The following is a 26284-nucleotide window of genomic DNA, read 5'->3' on the forward strand; positions in this document are numbered from 1 at the left end:
ACAGCAAGGGTTTTGAGGGCTAAATTACACTAACCTTTACTTTAGTAAATCAAGAATATTGTTAGCTCCTGTAAAGGTTTATCACAATGTTGTCATTGTACCGCTCACTATCACTGATAGATGAAATGAGATTTCTTGATTTTAGCCAACCAGCTAGAGAAATATTTTCTGCTGTTTTTTTCAGTTTGGGTTGTTTGTAACCTGTTTTTATATCGCAATACGGCTTCGGTAGCTTAGTTAGTATTTCTCTAACAGTGTAATCATCCAAAAGTGATTGATACCTATTGAAAAGTGAAATTTGTATCGAAACTGGTGAACAGTTAAGTATGAGCGATTGCACGATATCTTCATTTAGTTCTATATCGTTATAACTCTCAGAATTAAGTAATATTGGACCTATTAATAAAGCTCGGTCTGGATCACTTATCACGGTTTCTAGGTTAATCAGTCTGACTATTTCAAGCTTGTATGTTTTGTCAAGCTCAGTGCGAAGGAGAAGTTCTCGGAAGTCATCGTCCAAACTATATATGTCTGGCTCCGACAAATAAGAGGTTATATTTTCTACTACCAACTGAACCTGCAAATCCTCATCTTCATAAAACGCATCAATGCTCTCTTTTGAGAGTCTGATTTTTCGCTCTCTTATCAGCACACTAAGCTTATCTGAACTTAAGCCTTCAGGCGGTTTGGTAAATGACAAAGGCAATGCTTTGGCGTAATCTTTATATGCATCAAATGAAAGAGAGTTCGCGCTTATTATAAAGTTACGTAGGGGCTTTGAAGCTTCGTCAGTTGGCATTGGGTGTATTAAAATTGATTCACGAACAGTGTCTCTATCAAGATAATTAAGTAAACTCTCCTCGTTGAATTCATCACTCTTAATAAATGACAGGCAATTCCCCCATTTAGGTTCAACTTTACCTAAATCAAATAGCATTGAGTGTAATTTTTCAGGTATTGTCTCTAAGTTTGGTAGAAGTGTATTCTGTTTCTCGAGGAATCTTTTTAGGTCGCTTTCATCAATTTCTTCTTGGCACATCACCTTTACGATAGAATCTGGAGTTTCCTGATTATTCTCAGAAAGTTCTAGCAAAATATTATTTAAGTATTTCTTAAAATCTCGCTCTATACGTAACAACAGAGTTTCATTTTTTATTGAAAGTAAAGTCGTTAAGTTTCTCTTTCGCAGCTGTTCAACGTCACTTTCACCCAATATTTCCAGGTAGATAAACTCTAAATTATCAATAGTAAGAGCGAAGAGGCCTTCTTTGAACATAGCTCTCACAATGTCTGCATGATCATTAATTGCAGAAAAGTCTAAAGCCTCTACATTTAAACACGTAATGGTTTCTGGCTCTAATTCAGGACAACGCCCAAGAATTTCAGGTAGATTATCGGAGACGAACTTAGGTAATTCCTCAAAGTTTAGAGTCAGTCTCTTAAGTCTACTTTTAGGTACATGTAAGAGAATTTGCGTTACGTGGGAAATACTATTCTCACTGCTTAAAGCTGTGGCAGTTAAATAATCCCAATGTTCTTCGAGTTGAGAAATAAGTTTATTGGTATTTCTACCGCTTGAATAATAGACTTCAAGAAACTCTTCACAACTATCGAAGGTTGAAGATACGAACTCAATGATCTTGAGAAGTTTACATTTATAACGACCTGGCTCATTGAGGATAGTGTCCACAAGCTTCACATTTAATATGAAACTTTGCCCAAAATCCTCTTTTCTCATAGCTTCGATGACTTCCTTTGGATTATCTATCGGATACTGAGGCTCTGGCGTTTTGAACGCCCTAATTTGAATCAGAAACTTATTGTCATTAGGCGAAAGGCGTCCAGAGTGAAAAAGCGAGGTGTATTGATAATAAGTATCGTCCAAGTAGCCTTCTAAGATGAGGTAACGAGCAAGTTCTCCATTTTCACCGAACTTTTCAAATAAGGCCTCACTTTTCTCTAGATCAAGACGTAATAATGCTTTTAGCTTGGTCGTGCGAAGAGCATTTATCTTTAATTTTAAATCATAAATTTGACTTAATAGCTTATTTTTACCGGCTGCCGACCTATCATCTATTTCTTTTTTACGCTGTTTATAAGATTTATAGTCGTTTACAGAGTTTTGCACACCAGAGATGTTAACCGTGTGTCTGTGCCCATTAAAGTTGATTACTTCAATTTTATTATGCTCGATAACTTGCTCAAAGTTATCGTTATCCGCTATTGTGCAAACCTCAATTGAATTACGCCCATCCAGCACAACGTAACGTACGTTATTTCCCATAAGCTCAAATAGCGCCATGGCGTATATTTGGTTTAATTCTTTAACGTCAATAGCAATCTGTTGCTCAGCAATCTCAAGGCGCTTCTCTAGTACATTGAGTTTTCTCCTTAATCTATCTTCACAATCAGTAATGATTTCACTTTTACAGTTTAGTAATTCGGCTAAGTTCCCTGTTCCTTGATGAAGTTCTTCGAAATCCTTCGGGTAGACATTTTTGTATATTAATATTGCAAGAAGCTTGTTGGCATCTAGTATCTCGTCATCATTATTTTCCAAGCTAGATATATATACTGCATATTCATTAAAGATGTTTTGAATTAACCGCAGATCGTTTAAATATCTTGATACCTCTCTCAAAAACTGCCGTTCAAGACGATTTTCAAGCTCAAGTCTGTGACCCTGTTTTAAAACCATGTCTATCGAATTAGAAGAGTTTATAATTGGGATGACAGGAATTATGAATTCAAAAAACTTAGTTCGCTCTGTGTTAGCAAACATATCGTCTCGTAATGCATAGAGAAACCTAATAGTGCGGGTCACTCCAGCATTCTCATTTACGAGGCTATTTATTTCTCTTAACGTCACAAATATGTCAGGTTTATCAAATCGATCTAAGTCTTCGATGATAACGAGGTCATATTGAGTTGATTGGAAGAAATAGACTATCTCATCTAGGTGGCGGTTTAATATTGACGTTTCGTCATTATTAGAGGGCTTTATTTCCACATCTTTTAGAGATATCCCCTTTAGTGATAGACCGAAGCTAGCGACATAAAAGCGGTGGAAAACCGCCCATAGGAATAGAGCCGAGCACGATATAACCCCAAAATTAAACCAATTACTTAGCGTCAATGGTTTAAAATAGGATCCTGATATAATGTTTTCTCGTTGATTGAAAACATACCAAATCGATAGAGTTCCTAGCACTATAGCTAGAGACTTAATTACTGACCACCCACCCGGTGACTGAATTCTTTTAAATCGCGATAAAGGCAGTCTGTTTGCGTCTGCACCATAGAGCATCTGTTGGAGGATGCTTCTCTCAATTTCTTGGCGCTCAGCCTTATTTGGTTGTTCTGTCTCTGAAACAAAGGCTGCTAAAGAAATTCGCAGTACAGGCTTACTATACTTTTTTAAGAAAGATTGGATGATACTGCTTTTTCCCGAACCATATGGACCGGTCAAGGCAATATTCATGACCTTTTCATTATCTATAGCAAACTGGATCGCTGAGGAATATATACCTTGTTCATCTGCTTCATCTGTGGGAGCTAAATCAACAAACTTAGAGTTAGTATTTTGCGATATTTCTGCATTTTCTAACCAAGAAGCTATGCATTTGAGAATTGAGGCAAACCAAAGCTTGAATTTATCAAAGTACTTTTTCATTGGAAGCAGCAATAACCTTTTAGAAACTAAAGTGCACAAAATACAGGCTAAAACCTGTATGCACTAATTACATTGACTTTGGGTTAATAAGCTTACAGCTGGGAGTGAGTGCCTAACAAACACTACATATAGGCCAAACTAAAGCACGTATTCTTTATTTCACCTTAGTGTGTTATGGACAACAAAGCTTCCACTGCTATTACATAGGATACTGATCAACCTGACTAAATTACCTTAAAGCATCCAGGCTAACTTTAAAACAGTGAAGAGAGTTTTTTTATTCATTTTCGAGGACTGATCTAATCAAATGGTGTTAATTTTGGGGGAAAGGTCAGTGAGTACTCTTAGGCTTCAGAGTTATAGAAAAAGGTCAAATATCTGACATACCACCAAACTTAATACTAAAATTTATAAATACCCTCTAAGTCATCAATAATAAAACTCTCCTCGGTCATGCGCGTCGCGAGCCTCTTGTTCTGTGTATTCATCACCATAAAAGTTTACATTCCCAGCCCCATCACCATACTCTTCGATAAACTTATCTTGGTCTGATTTTTTTCCTACTGTCTTCTTCCAACATCACTTCCAGTGCAATTAGCGCTGTAGCTTTGAGTACTTTTAAAAACATATCCACACCTTCAACAAACTAAGGATTCCTGAGTATCTAAATCACATTAAAGCTAAGAAACTCTTAGTTTTCAAGTTTGCTTTGTATTTATATGAAAACTAACGATGAATCGCCTTTTCCGAAACGACTAAAGGAAGCTCGAAAGGCAAAAAGTCTATCCCAAAAAGAACTCGGAATTCAGGCAGGAATGGAGACATTCTCAGCCTCTGCCAGAATGAACCAGTATGAAAGAGGTGTTCACACACCTGACTTTAAAACTGTTAAAGCACTCGCTAAAGTTTTAGATGTACCAACTGCCTTTTTGTTTTGTGAAGAAGATAAACTTGCAGGAGAAATACTAAAATACAAGAGAAATTAGCCCAGAATGAATATCAGTTTGTCATAACTGTTAATAAAATTTACTGTGAACTGATTACAGAGCAACAACGAACTGGACCTTCCGAGAATTAAAATGAATTTCGAAAGCCTATTCATATCTGAAGACAAGCCTTACAAAGGAAAATCCAAAAGAGACAAATTCTTATCAAGAGTCTTTGGTATATTTAACGAAGAAATTATCAGGATATGGTGTAACAATGAAAAGTCACCATTCATCGATTTGGGAAGACCAACGATTTATGATAATGACGGTCGTCACTACACGCTAGATTTTTTACTAGAGGATGAAAAAGGCCGTAAATTCATAACCGAAATGAAATGCGAAATCGAGTATCAAAAATATAAATTTTTAACTTTGTACGACCGAGACCAGCTAAAGCACCACCAAAACAAAAGAGCCTTCCAACTACTCTTAGAAGTTGCCCAAGAACCGGAGGGGTATGAAGTTAGTTGTAACAAGGAAGCAGTACAAATAGCTGGCAGCTCACTAGTTTGGGGACGAACTACTCTACAAGGAGTAAGGGATGTTAAAGACGCATTCCAACTATCACATGTTCTATCTACAGAAAGCGTAGTAGCGGATTTAGTAAAATGGGGTGATCAAAATTATTTAGAACTTATTGGCCGTTACGAGTCTTGGTCTTCATCACTGTTTCGTGGACTAACGAGGAAAGGCTAAAGTTGCAGCGACTATGCCTGTCTTCAGTCTCCTTTTTTAATCTTTGACGCACTATGAAACAACAAATAAAAAAACAGAACGACTCCCAAAATAAGTAAGTTGCCGACAATCACAGGACCCATACTTACACTCCGACGATAGATACCTATCTAAGCCTAAGTTAGTTTTTATATATCCGCAAATTTGCTAAAAACCAAGTCCTTTTAATGGAGGCATCATGAGCAACTGCCTCCTCTTTTTTAAGGGGCTACGCCCCCCGCTATGTCGAAGCGATAAATCGCTCGCTTCATAGCGGGGGGCTTGGTTTTTCATGACTTATACGCAGGTTTTTATTTGCAGATTGCACAGAGGAAATTTTAGCGCTAAATTAATACTGACATAGCCCAATGGGCATCTACAAAAAACGGCGCTGTTCAGCTGCCGACAATACGTAGTGAGGACCCTCACTCTTTTCAATTTAATAGTCATGTCTCACGCCACATTTAAGGCGTTATATCGGCGCTTTCTGCTGCCGTTTTCACGTAAAGAGGAAATCATATTAAGGCGAGATCGGTCCGAGCCTTTCGCATGTGCGAAGAACAGGGGCGAATAGGCTTCAGTGTCGCTGAGCAACCTAGTTGCCAGTTAATCTTACACTCGAGGAGCAAGCATGACTTTTAACCCAAACGCTGAAGTCGCTTTATTAAAAGCGCAAACAAAACTACGAACCCGTAAACGACATAAACCATCCAAACTAGATAAATACCGCACTCACCTTTGCAAACTTTACGAAGCGGGTGCAAGCAAAGCTGAACTACAACGCTGGCTCGCTATGAGAGGCATAAATGTTCAGTGGACAACTGTTAAAAGGTGGCTAGATAAAAATGCCTAAATTTGCCAAAGCTGAGACTCAAGCAAAGAACGTTATCAAAGGACTAACCAAAGCACAGCGCATAAAGTCTTTAGGCACAGCCAGAAACTATATGCAGTCATTAAAGGTAGTTGCCAGCTGGTCAAAAGATATCGGCATTAACGGCATTCAGGCTATGACGACTCAGCAAGCACGTATGTATCTTGATTACAGAGCTGAGATCGTTGGTCAAAAAGCCCTAGATATGGAACGCCAAGCGATACAAGCTATGATGCAATTAAACAGTAAATTACAACCGAAAGAAACACTCTACCGTGTAAAGTCATGCTTAGATGAAATAAAGCGCTCTCGTGCTTACACTACAGAGCAAGCTAAAGCTATTTCCCATAGACAAACAGAAAGGAATCAACTCGCAACACAAATAGCTCATGCGGCCGGCCTTCGAGCTCATGAGCTGCTAACGCTTGCCAAAGCTAACGAACGAAATCCTGATAAACGCCCTGCCCTAGACTCAAAATGGCAAGGCCGTGAGGGTGAGCATTACACAGTAGTTGGAAAAGGGGGTTTAATTCGTCATGTGCTTATTCCCACTAATCTTGCAGCTCAGCTCGAGCAACAACGATTAACTCAACCAATCACAGTAGTGGACAGAGAAATTAACTATTCTCAGCGTTACAATATAGCTGGCGGTAAAAAATGGTCTGACTCATTCTCTAAAGCGTCTAACCGCGCACTGCTGTTTTCTACTGGCGCACATGGCCTTAGACATAGCTATGCTCAAGAGCGGATGGTTGAACTGAAAAGCTTGGGGTATGAGTATGAAGCGGCTTTAGAGACCGTTTCACAAGAGATGGGGCATTTTAGGCCTGAAATTACTACAGAGTATCTTAGATAAGGTGAAACACTCACTAGACTATATAAATGAAGCGACTAGAAAGTCGCTTCAAAGAGGTTTAGCGTAAAAATCTGAGCTTATAAAAGCAATGACTTTCAACAACTTAGTATGTTTACATACCTTTCGATTCACTTTGTATAATCATAAATAACCTCCATTACTTGTATACCCGATTGTAGCCACTATGACTCCTCAATGCAAGGAGATATTTGAACGGAAACTTTGTCGTTAATAGCCAACATTTCTATGCTTTCTGGTAAATTAAAAGTCTCATTAATACCGACCACAGATTTATCTACCAGAACTGTAGAGTTCGAATTTCCAGTCCCTTTCTGCAGATACACTGAAATGATAAGCTTAGTTACACTTCTATTTTCAATACAAAAGTCAAACTTCTCGGTAAACCTAATAAAAGACATGTTCATCTTTTCATGTAGGTCGCTCATTAAATCATAGACGCAGTGATATTCTCTTGTATCGTTTGCCTCTAGACGTATATTGTAATCTTTTACTTTAAAGGCTTCACCAGTCAAGTTCTGAGGAGGGGATACACTTTCCCCCTCATCATCAACGAAGCATGACAGCTTTCCCCAAATAGGGTGCTTTTCTAGCACTTTTTCATCAGGAATAAGTGAAAAGTTACCAATGTTATGATTTAGAGCATGATTATGATGTAAATTTTTCAGTCTAAACCTAGTTGAAACGATACTAGAGAAAAACTCCTCATCGACATTTGTAACTGTGACAACTCTCTTATATTGCTCTGTAATACAAGATGACTTATTCATCATCGTCACAAGGTATTCCATGTAAGGGTGAGTTTCACTCAGCCTAGGGAAAAAGTGATGTATTTTTGCTCGCAAGCCATCTGACTTTGGGTGCTTCATTGTTGGGACTGAGACAGCAAGGCCTATTATTGCAAAAAACCAATAATCTTGTTCTGCAGAAGCGTAGAAGGAGATGGTATAGCTATCTTCACCTGCTGGAAAACAGTCTACTCCCTTAATCCAAGCTAACAGTTCATGGATAAAATACAAATTAGAATCTGCATTTTGAAAATAAACGCCTGCTACAGTTCCTAGATAAATGAGAAGAAATCCGTAAAAGGTAAATATAAATAAAATAAACCTTCCTAAGTTATCTCTCAAATAGATTAGCATACTCTCGTATAAATCCTGTGCGCGATTTAAAAAATCGGTATTATTCTCGCGGCTCACCACAACCTCTCAATCAGTTTTATTTTTGAGTATTGACCAAAATAGCTTTATTTATTCGAGCACTCCAAGCTTCTAAAGCTAAACGCCTTTTGACCATATACTTTTTTAGATTATACACCTTTTGCATTCCCTGTAATTGATGATTCAATATTTTCTCAATGACTATCGGGTCTGCACCAATATCATCATCACCTAAGCGTGTAGCCATAGTTCTTCGTAAATCATGAGGTACAAATTTAGGCACACCTAGCTCTTTTTGCTTACGGTTTACCGCTCTTGATAGTGAGTGCCTATCAATGGGCTGTTCACCTACTGCAGATGTAGTACAGGTTGTACTTGGGAACACGTACTTTGAGCCTAAATAGCTGAATGAAGCGCGCAGTTCATCAAGCATAATGATCATATTTTGGGTGACTGGCACTTTATGGATTCACTCCCTTACAGTACACCAGCCAGTTATTCTAAATTCCTTGTGGGATACTGAGCTCTTTAATAACTATAAACCGTTTGATACCGGTACGTGTTCACCAGTTTTCACTTAGTCTAAGGGCAATGTTGGTATGTGTGTTGAGCTGGAGATAGCAGGTGTATATCAGGTATATAGCCGAACTCGTAAAATTGACTACACCAATAGTTAAAATTGGGCACATAGCAGCACTGGTGGTAAGTTTAGTCTAGTCAGTTGTGAGCTGAGGTTAGTTCACACAAGCCCGCTTTATACGTGGCTATGTTCATCATTTCTATGATAAAGGCCTTTATGCTGTCACTTCGTCAGTATGTAAAAAGAACAAATGGCGTGCCCATGGGGGCAACGCACTCATTGAGGAATATGCTTTATCGCGCCTTTGGAGCAGGCTCGTTCGCGACCTTTTGGCACTACTGGAACCCCATCTGGGGCTATTACTTGTCGCGTTATATTATGCGCCCTCTTAATATCTACTTACCTAAGGCGTTAGCTGTGTGGATTACGTTTTTGTTCAGTGGTGCGCTGCATGATTTAGCGGTCTCCCTGATCAAATGGCAGCTAATTGTGTTTTTCACTCCATGGTTTGGCTTGATGGGTGCACTGGCATTAGTATCAACCCCCAAGAGGCTCTCCTATACAGCCGCCCCTTGGTTGGTTCGAGCAACGACAAATGCTCTTTTGCTAGGCGTATCGCTCATGGTTACTTTTGCTCTGGAAAACCTACTCGCTCAGCATTGGGCAGTCTAACGTCGAATTACCTTGAGCCTAGGGCCTCTCTAATCACCTTTCGCCGAGTGGCGCTTATCCTGCCAATACTGGTATAGATTGTAGGTAATGCCCAAAAAGCAAATGGCGCTAATGAGCCCTGCAGGGCCAAACACCAGTAGTAAATTTGCTTGATAGCCAACGACCGCCAACACGGCGCAGATGCCGCCAATTATCAACTCGATGATGAGTGTTTCCCAATCGGTACTAAAGGTACGATTGATCGTTTTTGCGGCGTAATGATTTACTTTAAAGCCCATATCATCCCTAATTTATATATTAGTCATATAGTTACATCTCAATACTTCGAGGTAGTTAATTCTTAGCCCGTACAGCTAAACGCAATAAAAATAATAATAATTTCTTATTCTTATAACATAAATACATGGTAAGTTACACGTATTAGGGACAACCAATTTGACAAGGAATTTCTATGTTAAAAACAAAACTAATCGCAGCGGCTATTACCCTAGCTTCAGGTACTGCGTTCGCTCAAACTGCTGTTTTCCCCGGAGCAGCACATTGTTTTGAAGACTCAGCGCTAAAAGCAGAGGCTGTAAACAACCTTATTGCTTCATCAGGTGAATTAAATGCGCTAACCCAAGTGGCCTTGGAAGAGGTCGGTGCTTCTGCCAATGGTTATTTCATCTTTGATCCGAAATTTTCGCGCACAGAGCGCTTCTTCCACTGTAGTGTGCCGCTGAACGAAAACATGGGGAATGTGACCCTTACCGTCCATGGTATTACTCAAGGTCTTAATGTATCAGCCGGAGGCTGTCTAATCTCTCGAATTCGTAAAACGCCTGATGGTGGCAAAGACAAATGGCTTCGTTTTGGTACTGGTAAAGGGTTTGATTGGACAGATATATCAGATGATACTATCTCGTCTAAGCAATTCGTGAATTATGTCACCACAATTGATAATAACTTTGAGCCAGACGCAATCTTGAACTTACAGTGCCGTACTACATGGCAGACAGGTTCAGTCTCTGTAGGTCAAATCGAAATAAACTACTAATCTCTTAACCCCTCCCGTTTTTGTCCCTAATTAGGTGTGAGTTAGCTCACACCACTACTTTTTCTTTGCTCATTAAAAATATCGCTGACATTGACCTTCGCCTGCAACTTAGCTGCAATTAAAAATAGCCCAGCGAGTTTGCGATGAATAAACAGTGCATCCACCGGGGGGCTGTGCCATTGCTGTTCGCGACTGCTCATCGCCAAGCCTTTTTGCTTGATTCTCGCAGCCAAATCACTGCTGGCAAAATCGTACTCACCGTCTGCCGTTAGCGGTTCACAGGCCAAAGCAAAAATATCGAGCACGTTATGCTCGTAGGCCTTATCCACATCATCACTAAAATAACCGATATCACGGGCCGCTTGCGCCATGACACCGCGCTCGCCTGTTATGGCGCCCTGAATAAGCTGCCAATATCCCCGGCTAATGGGCTCACTAATGACGCGGGTCGCACCAAAATCGAGCAGTACAATACGACCGGTGTCGCGCTGATACAGGTAATTAGCAAAGTTGGGATCGGTTTGCATTAAGCGAAAGTCAAAGAGCTCAAGCATAAACAGGGTGAGTAGATGTATCACTAAACGATTGCGCTCTTCTTGCGTACAGCTAAGCGCCTGCTCAATAGCCTCGCCCTCAACGAATTCCATGGCTAAAATCTGCGTAGTGCACAACTCGCTCTGCGCTTTTGGCACCACAAAGTGTGAACTTGGCCCCAGCTTTTCTTGGTACTGGCTCATGTAATGGGCCTCTAAGGTGTAGTCCGCTTCATTAAGCAGCTGAGCTTTCGCCTCGGCAATTAGCTCGTCAATGTCCAACCCATTTGGCAGTAAACCAGTGAGCTTAAGCAGCCTCACGACATTGTCCACATCGCTTTCAATGCTTTTGGCGACCCCAGGGTATTGCACTTTCACGGCTAACTTTGTGCCGCTATCAGTGTATGCACGGTGAACCTGGCCGATGGATGCCGCAGCGAAAGGACGCAGCTCAAAATTAGCCAGACCGTCTAGCCAATGTGCTCCCCATTGCTGCTTTAGGGTTTGGGTCAGCTGCTTATGTGGCATGGGTGTGGCTTTGTTACGTAACCGCGACAATAGCGCACTGAGCTCCGGGCTTAATAGCTCGCCGGCGTCCATCGACAATAACTGACCGAGTTTCATTGCCGCACCACGCAAATGCGCCAATTGCTGCGCCAATTGCTCAATATTTTTGCTGTTTAACACTAACTCTTTAGTGCTTTTATTTTGCCCTGTGACCATGGATTTTAAGCCGCCATAGGCAACATTGCTGGCTACTCGCCCAGCCAATGAACCAAATCGTAAGGCCCGGGAGAACTTGGAAGTGGGCACTGCTTTATCTTTACTCATTTGCGCGTTAATTGTGATCCTAAAACTGTGGCTTAGTACGAAAAAAGCCGAAAAAACGATCGAGCAACCCGTATGTTTACCGCCAAGTTGCATTTGTTTAAATTGCATGCAAGGCTTGTGTAAGCCACTAATGACAGGCGCTGGCGCTTGAGTGTCGTAAAAGTGTCGGGTAGATAACACATCGCTAACGTACAGTAGGAGCGGGTCACTTGCTAATTTAAAGGCTCAGTTAGCAAGGAGACCACAACAATGAAAATGAACGTCAATACTACAGAAATTAAAAACCAACGAGATAAACGTTGCCTATCACAAGAGCAGCTTGCCGAGATAGCCGGATTGAGCTTACGCACGGTGCAAAGAATAGAAGCCAAAGGCGTGGCCTCCGGCGAGTCCATTAAAAGCATTGCTGCCGCTCTTGATTTAGATTGCCAGCAATTACTGGCTGTGCAACCGACAACGCGCAATACCGAGGCACCTGTGCCACCATCACAGCCTACACCCTCTCAACCTTTACCTGCACCACAACACCTGCGAGTAAAATACTTGATTGGGCTACTGGCGGTGATTGTCGCAAACTGTTTTGGTTTTTGGGGGATATACTCCGCTTTTCAAAGTGGCAGCATTGACCAACAGACCATGACCCTACTTAAAGATACCGTTGCCATCACGCTGTTATTGTCTATCGCGGTTATTTGTTATCGCGGTTGGCGTAAACAGGTGTTTAAATTCGACTTATAAGTTCATGCCCTGCACTCCTTGCTAACTGATTCAATTAACAAAAAGGAGAGCACCATGTTCAACGATAAATTAGTAATAAAATCTGTAGTACTGGCTTTTTTAGCTTATCTGCTGGTTACCACAATCGCCAGTGCCGTAGCAATCCAAGTTTGGCTGCCCGAAGGAGTGGATATAGCTCAGGCGCAAAGCTTAGCGAGCCAAGATATGAGCTTAACTGCACTGACCTTAGCCATTGGCGCTAGCGCATGCATATTGACGGGGATGTTGGTGACCTACATGACTAAAAGCCAAGGTTTACGCAATGCCCTGGCCTTGGCAATGCTCATCACACTGTATGGTTTGCTAAGCGTATTCACACACCTTGAGCAGCCGCTGATAGTTCATTTTGCCAAATTAGCGCTGCCCACACTTGCAGTAATAACCGGGGCATATTGGGTTATTCACAGCACCCAAGCCAAGCTGGCAGGCTAGTCCCAAACGCGGGCTGAACATAAGTTTTAGCCCGCGTTATTTTGATTGCCATATTGTCATAAGGTCGCGCTTGATCTATTGTTTTTGACCTCAATGTACATGCTTTGCGTATAGCATTTTTCAACTAACTAAGAAGGATTGCCCAGAGCAACCATGATATTACTTATCGCTTTCGCGGTGCTATCTATCGCCGTGTCGTTTATTTGTTCTGTTCTTGAAGCAGCATTGCTATCCATTACCCCCAGCTTTATCGCCAAGCAAAAGCTTGAACACCCACAGCGTTACACCCAACTCAAGCGCTTAAAAGATCGCATCGACCAACCTTTGGCTGCCATTCTTACCTTAAACACGGTAGCCCACACCGTCGGCGCTGCGGGTGTCGGTGCGCAAGTCACCGTGGTGTTTGGGAATGGTTACTTAGGCATTGCCTCAGCGGTGATGACCATTCTTATTTTATTGCTCTCGGAGATCATCCCGAAAACCCTCGGTGCGCGGTTCTGGCCGCAAATTGCGGTGGCCATGCCTCCACTGCTCAACTTTTTAATATGGGTACTCAAGCCATTTATTTGGATATCAGACAGAATCACTCGACTGCTTGGTGGCAGCGCCACTGAGGAAGATTTGCGCGTCGAGTTAAAAGCCTTGGCATCACTGGGAGCAGAAATAAACAGTATTGATGACAGTGAGCACCGCGCTATCGCCAACATTCTTGACCTTCATACCATCAAGGTGCGCGATATTATGACGCCGCGCATTGTATGTGAAACGCTCAAACCCGATGCCCATCTTAGTGAGGTGCGTGAAAAAGTAATCAAGAGCCAATTTTCTCGCTTCCCACTGCTTGATGACGATGAAGCCCCACATGGGGTGTTATTTAAAAGTGATTTAATTGCCACCGGCGACAAAGAATACGCTATTGAGCTGGCGCGTAAGGCTAAAGTGGTTGCCAATAACATCAGCGTGGAACACTTGTTAAGCCAGTTAATTGAAGAGCAGCAACACATGTGCTTGGTGTATGATGAATACGGCTCATGGCAAGGTTTAATCACCTTAGAAGACATCATAGAAACCATTATTGGCCAAGCTATTTTGGATGAAACCGACCAAATTGCTAACATGCGCCGTTTCGCGCGCCGACGCTGGTTGCAGCGCAAGAAGCATGAGCGTCGCTCACAATCAGGGCGTTAATCGGCAGAAACCCGCGATTGAACGACAAACTGTTATCAAATGCACTGAAATAAGGTAAAAAGGCAGCGATTTAACGTATTAAAGGGAAAGTCTATGTCGTACCTTAAACTCAGTGCATTGTCGTTAGCCATGGTTGCAGCCAGCAGCCATGGGGCCGATATCCAATTCCAGAACGAATTAGCAAGTAATGGCACTTTGGTGTTGCTGCAAGAGCAAGACCAAACGCTCAATACCTCAGTATTATCACCACAAGCACAACAACAATTACAAAAAGCACTTAACACCGCCCAGTTTAACGGCGAGTATAATAAGCATGTACAGCTTCTAGCCCCTGTAGACTCAAACTATGAACGCGTCGTTGTCGTCGGCCTTGGCGCTCAAGACGAGCTTGATGCAGCGCGTACCGCCAAACTCGGTGGCAACGTGCATGGCCTGCTTGAGGGCATGAAGGTGACGACGGCAAACATCGATTTTGCCACTATCAATGGGCAGCTATCTAATACCGAATTAGCGACTCAATTTGCCCATGGCGTTAATCTGCGCGACCACAGCTTCGACACTTATAAACAGAGCGATGCAGCAAAAACGACGCTAAGCTATCACTTTGATGTCGCTGATCAAGCGCGCGCCGAGCAGGCATATCAAGCCTTAAGTCATATCGAGCAAGGTGTATTTTTAGCCCGTGACCTCACCTCCGAGGTGCCGAGCGCCTTAACCCCTGTAGAGTTTGCACAAGCAGCGCAGCAACTACGCGAGCTCGGTGTTAAAGTCGAGGTATTGGGGCCTGAGCAGATCAAAGCCCAAGGAATGGGGGCGTTGGAAGGCGTTGGCCGAGGCAGCAAGGACGGTGCTCGACTGGTGGTTGCACATTACCAAGGCAGCGATGACGCACCCATTGCTTTGGTTGGTAAAGGCATTACCTTTGATTCAGGTGGCTATAGCATTAAAACCGGCGCTTCAATCGCGCGGATGAAATCCGACATGGCCGGTGCTGCGGCGGTGCTAGGTACCGTGAAAGCCATGGCGCTGAGCAAAGCCGATGTTAATGTCGTTGCCGTAATGGGCATGGCCGCCAACATGGTGTCTGAAACCGCCATAGCGCCGGGAGACATCCTGCGCACCGCTGAAGGCTTAAGTGTCGAGGTACTCAATACCGACGCCGAGGGCCGGTTAGTGCTCAGCGATGCCATGTGGTATGCGCGCAGCCAGTTTAAGCCGCAGATTATGGTGGATGTAGCCACACTCACTGGCTCAAAAGTACGCGCCGTAGGCAATCGCTATAGCGCAATTTTCTCTGATGACGAGCAATTAGTCAGCGAATTAACGGCTGCAGGCAAAGCGGTGAACGAGCAAGTATGGCGCTTACCGTTAGGCTATAAAGACAAGTTAAAGTCAGACATTGCTGATATTCAAAACATCGGCTCAGGAGGCCCGGGAGCAACCACGGCGGCTTCATTCTTACAACACTTTGCTGGAGACACCCGCTGGGTTCACCTCGATATTGCCGGTAATGCGTTAGCGAGCAAGGCTGACGGTGAAGTGAATGTAGGCGGCACCGGCTACGGGGTCAGGCTACTAAGCGAATGGTTGCTCAAAACCAAATAAGGTGCACTGATAGCGCATTATGAGTCAGTTATGGGCAGGGATTACCTGCCCTTTCACCAACTAAAATGGGTATATGTGGATTAACCCTAACCTTGGATTGATTCCCGTAATATCCCTGATATTTTTATAGAAACCAATGAAGATTACACAAGAAAATTAACCACTCTTTTAAATAGTGCTCAAATCTATTTAACTAACAAACTTTTGTCGCACCGCGTTAAAAACCCTTAAAAAAGAAAATAAAGCAGGATTGGAAGTTGGTTTTATACCAGACTCTGTTGGTACGTCAGTGAAATTTTGTGAAGCACCCGCCCACAATAGCTTAAGGCTTCTGTATCTTACAACATCAGTAAAATCCTGATTTATAAGGATATTAAAGACTTCTGTGTGCGCGAAAGGACTAACGACAGTAAAAAATTGCCCAGCTTGTATGTTACCTCCGTTTACGATGAGCCGCCCGCCACGACCATGTAAAGCCTCGAAGTATATAACTTTTTGATAGTCATTCAAGTTTAAGTCTTTAGTTAGCTCTCGGAATGTATTCAAAAGCAAGCTTAATGAACTTTTATCGAGCTTTTTATATCTTCGTTTTAAGATAAATTCTACACTTAGAGGGAGTTTATATAAGGATGGTATGAGCAAAAATATTACTCCGATCACTCCCCCTAGCTTTAAATAACTTCCACGTTGAAGAGCATCTCCGAGGTGTCCATCAAAGATAGTAAAATTATCACTACTCGCCTTTTTATCTAAAAGCCCTCGAGCATGGGAGTATATACCGACCTGATTTGCGACATCGCCATCAAACATGTACTGATTAAATTCTACTTCACTTTTATCATTATCAGGAGCTAAGAATTGAAAGTAATCATCACAAGTGAATGAAATTTTTTGTCCTATACGACAATCATCACTATCTCGTTCGCCATAAGTGTAACCATATTTGAACTCTCCACAACTCGCTATCAGCCTAGAGTCAAACCCGCTGCTTAGAGGAATAACCCGCTCGGAATAGGGCCACGCCTGGATACTTTGGCTAAATACCTCTCTCACATCACCGCAACTATGAGCAGAGCAATGACCTAAACCAGAATAGTAACTCAAGCTTCCGTCGCAACTTAATACACTACCAGGAGGAACCCGAAATATATCTTTATATCTAGTGAAGTTACCTATTAAATGCCCTTGCTGTCGTTCAAAACTAACTAAGCTTTCATCTATAATCTTATTTGAAAAAGCCGATGTAGTCGGTGATAATTCTAAGGTACCTTCTTTAAACCTATAATAGTGGCTTGAGATCCCGAAAGGATCATTGATGATTTGAATCGAGTTGTTACTTTTGACGTGGACTACAGCAATAAATGTACCTGCCTGTAACTTTGATAGCTTCCTCTCCTCAAAGAGCGATAAAAAAGATTCAGGTTTAACTGTCGCTCCATCAATGGTAGCCCATCCCCAAAAAGCGAGTTCGTAGTGGTCGTTTGACACATATTGAGCTTTATTAACGCCATCAACCAGCGTGGTTGAATTTCCACCAAAGAAGAAGCTATTCACGCTAATAATTGTCTTGGACAAACGATTTGAAAAATCCGCCCTCTTATGAGGAACGTTTAGAAAAACCCCTTTGATAATCTTATCCTCAGAAGGCTAACTGTTGATAATTTCATAAAAACATAAACAGTTAGCTTAAAATAATTAAAACTAAATATTATAGCAAATACCTAATTAAGGAAAGATATAGGTTAGAGAAATTCAATAAATAAATAGACCAAAGACAATTGCAAAAAACAAAATCATACCGCAAATCTAACGGCAAAAATAAACAACAAAGAAACAAACAAGCAACAAACACTATCGCTAGTAAATTCATTAACGTTTGAAGTAGGGTAGATAAAACTATGTATTAGCATAGGACAGCAAGCTTATATATTCGTTGCGTATAGTTTGCAAGCAAGAAATTCACAATTTAATGGTGGCCAATTAAAACTTGAATGTAACTACACAACTTTGAGGCTCATTATATGGTTATGAGTACGGCTAACGTTGTTCATTAGCCGTATTGAACTAATTAGGTTACTACCACTTTAGCGATGCTTACCCTCATTTCTTATTGTAAGCTAGAAAAACCCTAAGGCATTATCACTATAGCTAACCAGTAGGTTTTTGGTTTGCTGATAATGCTCAAGCATCATCTTATGCGTTTCGCGGCCAACACCCGATTTTTTATAACCGCCAAACGCGGCATGGGCAGGATAATGATGATAACAATTGGTCCACACCCGACCCGCTTCAATGGCTCGGCCAACCCGATAGGCACGATTCATATCCCGCGTCCAAAGCCCTGCGCCCAACCCAAATTCGGTATCGTTGGCAATGGCAATCGCTTCCTGTTCGTCCTTAAAGGTAGTGACACTGACCACAGGACCAAAGATTTCCTCGCGGAACACCCGCATTTGATTGTGCCCTTTGAGTAAGGTCGGCTGAATATAAAAACCATTATTAAGCTCATTGTCGAAGCGTTCGGCGTCACCGCCGATAAGCACTTCGGCACCTTCCTCTTTGCCGATGCTAAAGTAACTCATGATTTTATCGAATTGCTGCTGGGAGGCTTGAGCGCCAACCATAGTGTCGGTATCGAGCGGATTACCGCGTTTAATTTGCTTGGTGCGGGCAATCACCCGGGCGATAAATTCGTCGTACATACTCTCTTGTACTAATAACCGCGATGGACAAGTACACACTTCCCCTTGATTGAAAAAAGCCAGCACGGCGCCTTCAACGCACTTATCGATAAATTCATCACTTTGGTTCAATACATCGGCAAAATAGACATTGGGAGATTTACCGCCTAACTCCACCGTGGAGGGAATGATATTCTCGGCGGCACACTTTAGAATATGCGCTCCCACCGGGGTCGAGCCAGTAAAGGCAATTTTTGCAATGCGCGTGCTGCTGGCCAATGCCTGACCCGCTTCGGCGCCATAGCCATTGACCACATTAAGTACCCCCGCAGGCAAAATATCGCCAATGAGTTCGATAAATTTCAAAATGGATACTGGGGTTTGCTCCGCCGGTTTGAGCACCACACTGTTCCCTGCCGCCAGTGCCGGTGCTAGTTTCCACGCCGCCATCAACAACGGAAAATTCCAGGGAATAATTTGCCCAACCACCCCTAAAGGCTCGTAAAAATGATAGGCCACGATATGCTCATCTAAATCACCAATGCTGCCCTCTTGAGCGCGAATACAGCCGGCGAAATACCGAAAGTGATCGGCCACCAGGGGAATATCGGCATTCAGCGTCTCGCGCACCGCTTTACCGTTATCCCAGGTTTCAGCAACGGCCAGCTGCTCGCTGTGCTCTTGCACCCGCTGAGCAATCGCCAGCAATAAGTTGCTGCGCTCTGTCACCGATGTTTTGCCCCATGATTGCTGTGCTTGGTGCGCCGCATCCAAGGCCAGTTCAATGTCTTTTGCACACGATTGCGGGATTTTACAAATAACCTCCCCAGTCACCGGTGTGGTGTTATCAAAATACCGACCTTGCACCGGGCTTACCCATTGACCACCAATGTAGTTCTCATATTGCGGCTTAAAATCAACCACCGCACCGGGAGTATTAGGATTTGCGTATATCATCGTTGTTGTCCTTGTTGTTGCATCACTGCAAAACTACACAACTTTGCCCGTGAAGCGGTTGTCTTTACATCCAAAGCGCTTGACTAAATGTCCATTTTTTAGCCATGCTAGAGCAAGCACAAAGCAAAGGAATTAAACATGTTATATGGCAACCCTAGCGCTTTCGACAGCGTCCACACTCTTATTGACCATCGCAGTGTCGTGAATGCGCCTGGCATTCAATTGTGCATGTATGAAACCTTTGAGCGCTGTGAACAAGTCCCCTTTCGCACCGATGAGTTGATGTTTTGTGCCATGGTCGAGGGTAAAAAGGTAATGCATCACCAAAGCTTACAGCAGGCGCGGGATTTCACCCCAGGGCAAAGCTTTGTTATCGCCGCCGATGAGCAGGTGCACATCGACTTTCCATTAGCGACCCTAGCGCGTCCAACCCGTTGCCTGACCCTTGAAGTCGACGCCGAGCGCATCGCCAATGTAGCCGAGCAAATGTCATTAAGCGCCCAGTGCAGCTATCAGGATCAGCAACCTGCGACTCTGCAGCTTACCCATAGCACCACCACCGAGGCCATCTACCAGCGCTTGGCCGGGGCATTTACGGAAAATAAAAGCGATAGAGCCTTACTGATTGAGCTGGCAACCACCGAGCTGATTGTGCGGCTACTGCGCGAACAAGATCATCACGCGTTATTGCGCTGCGCTTTACACGACCCGCAGGCAACCGCTCTTCATCAAGTCTTAAGCCACATTGAGCAGCATATTGCCGCCCCACTCGATGTGGATACCCTTGCTCGCCTCGCCTGTATGAGCCGCAGCAAATTCTTTAGTGAGTTTCGCCGCCATTTGGGCATGACTCCCCATGCTTACATTCTTAAGCGCCGTTTAGAACATGCAGGTTTAATGCTAGAGCGCTCTAAAGCCGTCACCGAAACTTGCTTTGCCTGTGGGTTTAATAGTATTAGTCATTTCAGCCGCAGCTTTAAGCAGTACTACGGACAAGCGCCGAGCGCTTATATTGCGCAAAATCACAACAGCGAAAAGTAAAGGTGGGAAAGAGAGCAAAGCCGAGCGGACGCTCGGCTTGTTTGGCGTTAGATAAGCTTGAAAGTGCCTTTCATTAACGCTGAGTGACCCGGGAACGAGCAGAAAAACATATACTCGCCGTCAGCACTCATATCTTTGGTAGAAAATTCCACTGTGGTTTGCTCACCGCCGCCAATGATGTCGGTAGCAGCAATAATGCGCTCATCACCTGCAGGCAGGTAGTTGTTATCTAAGCCCGCGCCCATACCGGCACTGGCTACAGCCTGCATGTCACCTTTAGTGGTTAGCACCCAGTTATGGCCCATAGATTTCTTAGGGATCTTACCTGTGTGCTTGAGCGTGACTTTAACTGTTTCACAGCTTTTAGGGACTTCCATTGATTTTTTGTTGAATTGCATTGCGTCGTTACCTTCGATGGTAAACTCGCAATTGGCAAAGGTCATTGACGAAAAGAACAAAGCCGCAATGGCAGTGAGAGATTTAAACATACCTTTCTCCGTAATGTTAATAGCTATCATTCAGATTATTAAATAAAACCCAAAAAAGCAACAGAATTAGCCTTAATCGCTTGATAGCAAAGCTTTATTGACTGTTTTTCAGTACGGCAGTTACGGTAACAGAGATCAGCTCTGGGTACAAAAAAACCGAGCAACCCTCAAGGTGCTCGGTTTAGTTGAGTGTCACGATTGCGGTTCAGGAACGTAAACCCAGCCTGCCATCAATCGTCGCGCGCTGCGGCTCATGCTGACGCTGTGCACGTCACAATCTTGGGATTGCATCGTCACCTTCGCTCCCACCTGCAAAGTCCCTGAGGGGTGTCCGAAGGTCACGCCGTTGCGCGTTTGCCCACCGGCGGCAATATTCACTAAGGTGCCGGGTATCGCAGCGGCAGTAGCAATGGCTACGGCGGCGGTGCCCATCATCGCATGGTGTAATTTGCCCATTGATAAAGCGCGTACTTGCACATCAATGTCATCGCCCTTGATTGCTTTACCGCTGGAAGCGGTATAATCGCTCGGCGGTGCCACCATGGCAATTTTCGGTGTATGCTGACGCGCTTGCGCTTCGTCGATATTCTTGATGAGCCCCATTTTTAAGGCGCCATAGGCACGGATACGCTCAAAACGAGCCAGCGCCTCAGGGTCGCCATTAATATGCTCTTGCAACTCATTGCCACGATAGCCCAATGCCTCGGCATTAACGAAAATGGTGGGGATCCCGGCATTGATAAAGCTGGCTTTAAGCTCCCCTTCGCCCGGCACCGCTAGGCTATCCACTGCATTACCCGTTGGTAGCACTGCGCCTTCACCCACCGGCGAGATAAAATCAATTTTGACCTCTGCGGCGGGAAAAGTAACGCCATCGAGCTCAAAATCACCCAACTCTTGCACTAATCCGTCTTGCATGGGTACATGGGCAATAATGGTTTTTTCAATATTGGCCTGCCAAATACGCACCTCGGCGATGCCGTTTTCAGGAATTCGGTGGTTATCGACTAGGCCATTATTGATGGCAAACGCGCCCACCGCTGCGGTTAAATTGCCACAGTTACCGCTCCAATCGATGAATGCTTTATCTATGGCCACTTGACCAAACAAATAGTCAACATCGTGCTCGGCTTGCGTGCTTTTTGAGAGGATCACCGTTTTACTGGTGCTGGATGTCGCCCCACCCATGCCATCGGTGTGCTTGCCATAGGGGTCGGGACTGCCAATAACACGGAGCAACAAGGCATCACGATAAGGTCCGGGTTGTTGCGCTGGCTCAGGTAAGTCATTGAGTGCGAAAAACACCCCTTTGCTGGTGCCGCCGCGCATGTATGTGGCCGGTATTTTTATTTGTTGTAACATTTATCTACCTCAGTCAAGGTGGGCCGCAGCCCACCTATTTTTGCTAGGTGGTGGCCTCGAGGAAGTCCTTCGCAAAGCGCTGCAATACCCCGCCGGCGCTGTAAATCGACAGCTCTTCCTGGGTATCGAGACGGCATTTGCTGGTAATTGTGAGCTCGTCGCCATTGGCACGGGTAATACGCACTTCAAGACTGGCTCCTGGTGCTGGCTCACCCACCACACTGTAGGTTTCGCTGCCATCAAGGGCCAAGGTCTTGCGATTTTCACCAGCACTGAACTCCAGCGGCAACACACCCATACCAATCAGGTTGGTGCGGTGAATGCGCTCAAAGCCTTCGGCTAAGATCACTTCCACACCCGCTAAGCGTACACCTTTGGCGGCCCAGTCTCGTGATGAGCCCTGACCATAATCAGCACCAGCGACGATAATCAGCGGCTGTTTGCGCTGCATGTAGGTTTCTATTGCTTCCCACATACGCATGACTTCGCCTTGCGGCTCTAAACGCGTCAGTGAGCCCTCTTGCACTTCCCCGTCAACCACGGCCATTTCGTTGCGTAGTCTTGGGTTAGCAAAGGTGGCCCGTTGAGCGGTTAGGTGGTCACCACGGTGCGTGGCATAAGAGTTAAAGTCTTCCTCCGGCACCCCCATCGACGCTAAGTATTCCCCCGCCGCACTGCTGGCGAGGATGGCGTTTGATGGCGACAGGTGATCGGTGGTGATATTATCCCCCAATACCGCTAAAGGGCGCAGATCCGTGAGCGTACGCTCTGCTGCCAACGCGCCTTCCCAGTAGGGCGGACGACGAATGTAGGTGCTTTTTTCTCGCCACTGATAGAGCGGGTCGTTTTTCTCGCCATAGTCGACACTTAAATCGAACATCGGCTCATAGACCTGACGGAAATGCTCCGGCTTAACGCTCTTGGCAATCACCGCATCGATTTCTTCATCGCTTGGCCATAGGTCTTTTAAGGTAATAGCATTGCCATCGCTATCGTGACCTAGAATATCCTTTTCAATATCAAAACGAATGGTACCGGCAATGGCGTAGGCGACCACCAAAGGCGGGGATGCTAAAAACGCTTGCTTAGCGTAGGGATGGATACGACCATCAAAGTTACGATTCCCTGAGAGCACCGCAGTGGCGTATAGATCTCGCTCCACCACTTCTTTTTGAATTTGCGGGTCGAGTGCGCCACTCATACCGTTACAGGATGTACAGGCAAAACCGACCACACCAAAACCTAACTGCTCCAACTCGGGTAGTAGATTGGCTTCTTCAAGATAGAGTTTTACCGCTTTAGAGCCCGGCGCCAGTGAGGTTTTCACCCAAGGCTTACGCATTAAACCGTGTTTATTGGCGTTACGCGCTAACAAGCCGGCAGCTATCACATTACGTGGGTTTGAGGTATTGGTACAACTAGTGATGGCGGCAATGATCACCGCTCCATCGGGCATTAGCCCAGGCTGTTGCTCAACTTCTTTGGCTATGCCTCGTGCTTGCAAATCGGCGGTCGCAAGGCGAGCATGAGGGTTCGATGGCCCAGCTAAATTGCGACCCACGGCACTTAAATCAAAACGCAATACCCGCTCATACTGAGCTTGGGTCATCGCATCTGCCCACAAACCTGTGTGTTTCGCGTACTGCTCAACTAACTGTACCTGCTCGTCATCGCGACCGGTGAGTTTAAGGTAATCAATGGTTTGCTCATCGATATAGAACATGGCCGCAGTGGCACCATATTCAGGTGTCATATTGGAAATGGTGGCGCGATCGCCCAAAGTAAGGTGGCTTGCGCCCTCGCCGAAAAACTCTAAGTAGCTTGAAACAACACGCTGCTGACGTAAAAACTCGGTTAGCGCCAGAACAATGTCGGTTGCGGTAATGCCCGGTTGGGGCTTACCGGTTAGCTCCACACCAACAATATCAGGCAAGCGCATATAAGAAGCTCGCCCGAGCATCACACTTTCGGCTTCTAGGCCGCCAACGCCCACGGCAATAACGCCTAACGCGTCCACATGCGGGGTATGGCTATCGGTGCCCACTAGAGTATCTGGAAAGGCAACGCCATCACGGGCTTGGATCACCGGCGACATCTTCTCGAGATTAATCTGGTGCATAATGCCGTTGCCCGGAGGGATCACATCGACGTTTTTGAACGCTGTTTTGGTCCAGTTAATAAAGTGGAAGCGATCTTCGTTGCGACGGTCTTCAATGGCGCGGTTTTTCTCAAAGGCATCTTCTTCAAACCCTGCATGTTCCACCGCCAGTGAATGGTCAACGATCAGCTGGGTTGGCACCACAGGGTTAACCTTGGCCGGATCGCCGCCTTTCGCGGCGATAGCGTCACGCAAACCAGCTAAATCCACCAGCGCGGTTTGCCCCAAAATATCGTGACACACCACCCGAGCTGGGTACCAAGGAAAATCCAAATCGCGTTTACGGTAAATAAGTTGCTCTAAGCTTGCGGTTAACTGCGCTGGTTCGCAGCGGCGCACAAGGTTCTCAGCCAGAACTTTAGAGGTGTAAGGGAGCTTGGCATAAGCCCCCGGCTCAATGGCATCCACCGCCTCTTGGGTATCGTAGTAAATCAGATCCGAGTTGGGCAGCGGCTTACGGTATAAAGAATTCATAATTCGCTCTACATTGCAGAAAAAGGCAGCCCAAGGGCTGCCATAAAGAAACGGTGCTTAGCGCTCGCTCATCGCGGGCACGGGACGAGAATCCGGGCCAGTATATTCGGCGCTTGGACGGATAATACGGTTATTGGCACGCTGCTCTTTAACATGAGCAGTCCAGCCAGTAACGCGACTCATCACGAAAATAGGCGTGAATAGCTTCGTGGGGATGCCCATAAAGTGATACGCCGAGGCATGGAAGAAATCGGCATTACAGAACAGCTTTTTCTCGCGCCACATTACTTCTTCACAGCGCACCGACACGGGGTAAAGCACCTCATCGCCCACCTCTTTCGCCAAGCGCTCTGAGTATTTTTTAATGATCACATTACGTGGGTCACTCTCACGATAAATGGCGTGGCCAAAGCCCATGATTTTGTCTTTTCGTGCCAGCATGCCCATTAACTCTTGCTCGGCATGTTCGGCGTCTTTAAAGCCTTCAATCATATCCATCGCCGCTTCATTGGCACCGCCATGCAGTGGACCACGCAATGAGCCTATAGCGCCGGTTACGCATGAATGAATGTCTGACAAGGTTGAAGCACACACACGAGCGGTAAAGGTTGAGGCGTTAAATTCATGCTCAGCATAAAGGATCAACGACACATTCATTACGTCGGCAAACAGTTGTGACGGCGCTTTGTCATGTAACAAGTGTAAGAAGTGCGCCCCCACAGTGTCATCATCGGTTTCTACGTCAATACGCACACCGTCATGGGTAAAGCGATACCAATAACAGATAATGCTTGGGAAAATAGCCACCATGCGGTCGATAGCATCATCGGCATTGGCGAAATCAGTTTCGGTTTCTAGGTTACCAAGCATAGAACAGCCGGTACGCATTACGTCCATCGGGTGTGCATCTTTAGGGATGGTCTCTAATACGCTTTTCAGTGCTTGCGGTAGGCCCCGTAGCGACTTTAGTTTGGCTTTGTATTCAACCAGCTGGCCTTGGTTAGGCAACTCGCCGCGTGATAATAAATACGCCACTTCTTCAAATTGCACCTTATCAGCCAGCTCACTGATATCGTAACCACGATAGGTCAGCCCTGAGCCACTTTTACCTACTGTACACAACGCCGTTTCGCCGGCCACTTGTCCGCGCAAGCCTGCGCCACCTAATGCTTTATCTACCATTTTCTT

General features: G+C 44.7%; 22 protein-coding genes. 11 read left to right on the forward strand and 11 right to left on the reverse strand.

Translation table 11 applies throughout. From position 1 onward, the window contains the following. Positions 1-61: 61 nt before the first annotated feature. On the reverse strand, positions 62-3673 hold the full coding sequence (locus tag MHM95_RS02430) for a P-loop NTPase fold protein (protein ID WP_239384112.1): 3612 nt from the start codon (positions 3671-3673) through the stop codon (positions 62-64). Between the two features lie 719 nt (positions 3674-4392). Here MHM95_RS02430 and MHM95_RS02435 point away from each other — a divergent pair. The 4 genes from MHM95_RS02435 (at position 4393) to MHM95_RS02450 (ending at position 7103) form a co-directional block, all read left to right on the forward strand. After that, on the forward strand, positions 4393-4659 hold the full coding sequence (locus MHM95_RS02435) for a helix-turn-helix transcriptional regulator (protein WP_239384113.1): 267 nt from the start codon (positions 4393-4395) through the stop codon (positions 4657-4659). Between the two features lie 93 nt (positions 4660-4752). After that, complete coding sequence (locus MHM95_RS02440; RefSeq protein WP_239384114.1) at positions 4753-5358, forward strand: hypothetical protein; 606 nt, start codon at positions 4753-4755, stop codon at positions 5356-5358. Positions 5359-6007: 649 nt separating this feature from the next. After that, positions 6008-6229, forward strand: coding sequence for a hypothetical protein (locus MHM95_RS02445; protein ID WP_239384115.1), 222 nt, complete (start codon positions 6008-6010; stop codon positions 6227-6229). Next, on the forward strand, positions 6222-7103 hold the full coding sequence (locus MHM95_RS02450; protein WP_239384116.1) for a site-specific integrase: 882 nt from the start codon (positions 6222-6224) through the stop codon (positions 7101-7103). Before MHM95_RS02445 ends, MHM95_RS02450 begins: the two co-directional genes overlap by 8 nt. A gap of 182 nt (positions 7104-7285) precedes the next feature. On the opposite strand, the gene MHM95_RS02455 is transcribed toward MHM95_RS02450, so the two are convergent. Then, positions 7286-8320 (reverse strand): hypothetical protein, encoded by a 1035-nt coding sequence (locus MHM95_RS02455; protein ID WP_239384117.1) that lies wholly within the window; start codon positions 8318-8320, stop codon positions 7286-7288. Between the two features lie 19 nt (positions 8321-8339). Next, on the reverse strand, positions 8340-8741 hold the full coding sequence (locus MHM95_RS02460; RefSeq protein WP_343224290.1) for a tyrosine-type recombinase/integrase: 402 nt from the start codon (positions 8739-8741) through the stop codon (positions 8340-8342). Between the two features lie 336 nt (positions 8742-9077). Between MHM95_RS02460 and MHM95_RS02465 the strand changes: the two genes are divergently transcribed. After that, positions 9078-9533, forward strand: a complete 456-nt coding sequence (locus tag MHM95_RS02465) for an MBOAT family O-acyltransferase (protein WP_152441484.1) — start codon at positions 9078-9080, stop codon at positions 9531-9533. Between the two features lie 29 nt (positions 9534-9562). Here MHM95_RS02465 and MHM95_RS02470 read toward each other — a convergent pair whose 3' ends face one another. Further along, positions 9563-9811, reverse strand: coding sequence for a hypothetical protein (locus MHM95_RS02470; RefSeq protein WP_045978406.1), 249 nt, complete (start codon positions 9809-9811; stop codon positions 9563-9565). Between the two features lie 173 nt (positions 9812-9984). Here MHM95_RS02470 and MHM95_RS02475 point away from each other — a divergent pair, with 173 nt between their 5' ends. Beyond that, positions 9985-10569 carry a hypothetical protein gene (locus MHM95_RS02475; protein ID WP_045978407.1) on the forward strand — a complete coding sequence of 195 codons (585 nt, stop codon included), beginning with the start codon at positions 9985-9987 and terminating at the stop codon, positions 10567-10569. A 41-nt stretch (positions 10570-10610) separates the two neighbouring features. On the opposite strand, the gene MHM95_RS02480 is transcribed toward MHM95_RS02475, so the two are convergent. Next, entirely contained in the window at positions 10611-11933 is a 1323-nt protein-coding gene (locus tag MHM95_RS02480) for an AarF/ABC1/UbiB kinase family protein (RefSeq protein ID WP_239384119.1), read from the reverse strand. A gap of 249 nt (positions 11934-12182) precedes the next feature. On the opposite strand from MHM95_RS02480, the gene MHM95_RS02485 reads away from it, so the two are divergent. The 4 genes from MHM95_RS02485 to MHM95_RS02500 all read left to right on the forward strand — a co-directional run bounded on the left by MHM95_RS02485 (position 12183) and on the right by MHM95_RS02500 (position 15935). Next, positions 12183-12671 carry a helix-turn-helix domain-containing protein gene (locus MHM95_RS02485; protein ID WP_239384121.1) on the forward strand — a complete coding sequence of 163 codons (489 nt, stop codon included), beginning with the start codon at positions 12183-12185 and terminating at the stop codon, positions 12669-12671. A gap of 54 nt (positions 12672-12725) precedes the next feature. Beyond that, a complete protein-coding gene (locus MHM95_RS02490; RefSeq protein ID WP_239384122.1) occupies positions 12726-13142 on the forward strand; it encodes a hypothetical protein in 417 nt (138 codons plus the stop codon). Positions 13143-13295: 153 nt separating this feature from the next. Beyond that, positions 13296-14330, forward strand: coding sequence for a CNNM domain-containing protein (locus MHM95_RS02495; RefSeq protein ID WP_022943816.1), 1035 nt, complete (start codon positions 13296-13298; stop codon positions 14328-14330). Between the two features lie 93 nt (positions 14331-14423). Continuing rightward, positions 14424-15935, forward strand: a complete 1512-nt coding sequence (locus tag MHM95_RS02500; protein ID WP_239384129.1) for a leucyl aminopeptidase — start codon at positions 14424-14426, stop codon at positions 15933-15935. A gap of 189 nt (positions 15936-16124) precedes the next feature. On the opposite strand, the gene MHM95_RS02505 is transcribed toward MHM95_RS02500, so the two are convergent. Continuing rightward, positions 16125-17489: a hypothetical protein gene (locus MHM95_RS02505; RefSeq protein ID WP_239384130.1), complete on the reverse strand. Its 1365-nt coding sequence runs from the start codon at positions 17487-17489 to the stop codon at positions 16125-16127. A 563-nt stretch (positions 17490-18052) separates the two neighbouring features. Continuing rightward, a complete protein-coding gene (locus MHM95_RS02510) occupies positions 18053-19573 on the reverse strand; it encodes an aldehyde dehydrogenase family protein (RefSeq protein ID WP_239384131.1) in 1521 nt (506 codons plus the stop codon). A gap of 138 nt (positions 19574-19711) precedes the next feature. Between MHM95_RS02510 and MHM95_RS02515 the strand changes: the two genes are divergently transcribed. After that, positions 19712-20614 carry an AraC family transcriptional regulator gene (locus tag MHM95_RS02515; RefSeq protein ID WP_239384132.1) on the forward strand — a complete coding sequence of 301 codons (903 nt, stop codon included), beginning with the start codon at positions 19712-19714 and terminating at the stop codon, positions 20612-20614. 47 nt (positions 20615-20661) lie between these two features. Here the strand turns inward: MHM95_RS02515 and azu are convergent, their stop codons facing one another. The 4 genes from azu to prpC all read right to left on the reverse strand — a co-directional run bounded on the left by azu (position 20662) and on the right by prpC (position 26278). Beyond that, entirely contained in the window at positions 20662-21102 is a 441-nt protein-coding gene (gene azu, locus MHM95_RS02520; RefSeq protein WP_022943820.1) for an azurin, read from the reverse strand. A 192-nt stretch (positions 21103-21294) separates the two neighbouring features. After that, complete coding sequence (prpF, locus tag MHM95_RS02525; protein ID WP_239384133.1) at positions 21295-22464, reverse strand: 2-methylaconitate cis-trans isomerase PrpF; 1170 nt, start codon at positions 22462-22464, stop codon at positions 21295-21297. 43 nt (positions 22465-22507) lie between these two features. Continuing rightward, on the reverse strand, positions 22508-25096 hold the full coding sequence (gene acnD, locus MHM95_RS02530) for a Fe/S-dependent 2-methylisocitrate dehydratase AcnD (RefSeq protein ID WP_045978415.1): 2589 nt from the start codon (positions 25094-25096) through the stop codon (positions 22508-22510). Positions 25097-25153: 57 nt separating this feature from the next. Then, positions 25154-26278 carry a 2-methylcitrate synthase gene (prpC, locus tag MHM95_RS02535; RefSeq protein WP_138507879.1) on the reverse strand — a complete coding sequence of 375 codons (1125 nt, stop codon included), beginning with the start codon at positions 26276-26278 and terminating at the stop codon, positions 25154-25156. Positions 26279-26284 lie beyond the last annotated feature (6 nt).

The sequence above is a fragment of the Pseudoalteromonas sp. CnMc7-15 genome, from assembly GCF_022347925.1.
Taxonomy (GTDB): Bacteria; Pseudomonadota; Gammaproteobacteria; order Enterobacterales; family Alteromonadaceae; genus Pseudoalteromonas; species Pseudoalteromonas ruthenica.